The following is a 712-nucleotide window of genomic DNA, read 5'->3' as shown; positions in this document are numbered from 1 at the left end:
GGTGAAGTCGTAACAAGGTAGCCGTAGGGGAACCTGCGGCTGGATCACCTCCTTAAACGATGCGTCATCCCTCGCGGTAAACGTCCACAATGAATTACCTGATCAGATCATAGAGCAAACGGTTTAAGCACGATCCCCTCTTGGGTCTGTAGCTCAGTTGGTTAGAGCGCACCCCTGATAAGGGTGAGGTCGGCAGTTCAAGTCTGCCCAGACCCACCAAATTTTATCCATCGCTGCGTTATTTTATGACTCGCATAGCAGGCTATGCTTCGCCATAAAATGCCTTGTGATGAATAAAATTCCGAGAGGTAAGTGTCTAAAATGGGGCCATAGCTCAGCTGGGAGAGCGCCTGCCTTGCACGCAGGAGGTCAGCGGTTCGATCCCGCTTGGCTCCACCATTATCTCCACTACCGTTTGTTTGTTTTGTGACCATTGATAAGTCGCACGTTTTAGACGTCGCTTTATCACTGTTCATTGAACAGTCGCTCTTTAACAATGTATATCATGCTGACAATATCGAATGACGATATAGTGACAATGACCTTTAAGGTCGCTGTTGTTTATAACGTGATCTCGATATGCAATTGTTTTGTGATACGTCTCAAGCGTATCCGGCAATCGTTAACATTGCGATCCAGACTCCTTCGGGTTATAGGGTCAAGCAATGAAGCGCACACGGTGGATGCCTAGGCAGCCAGAGGCGATGAAAGA

2 tRNA genes and 1 rRNA gene are annotated in these 712 nt (G+C 47.9%); all 3 read left to right on the top strand.

The window, feature by feature from the left end:
* Positions 1–55 (top strand): 16S ribosomal RNA (locus INT33_RS21030); the annotation flags it as partial.
* Positions 56–142: 87 nt separating this feature from the next.
* Positions 143–219 (top strand) — tRNA-Ile (locus INT33_RS21025).
* Positions 220–323: 104 nt separating this feature from the next.
* Positions 324–399 (top strand) — tRNA-Ala (locus INT33_RS21020).
* Positions 400–712 lie beyond the last annotated feature (313 nt).

This window comes from Halomonas colorata, assembly GCF_014897985.1.
Taxonomy (GTDB): domain Bacteria; phylum Pseudomonadota; class Gammaproteobacteria; order Pseudomonadales; family Halomonadaceae; genus Vreelandella; species Vreelandella colorata.
Note: the sequence above shows the minus strand (reverse complement) of the source record. Positions and strands in the feature narration are given on the sequence as shown.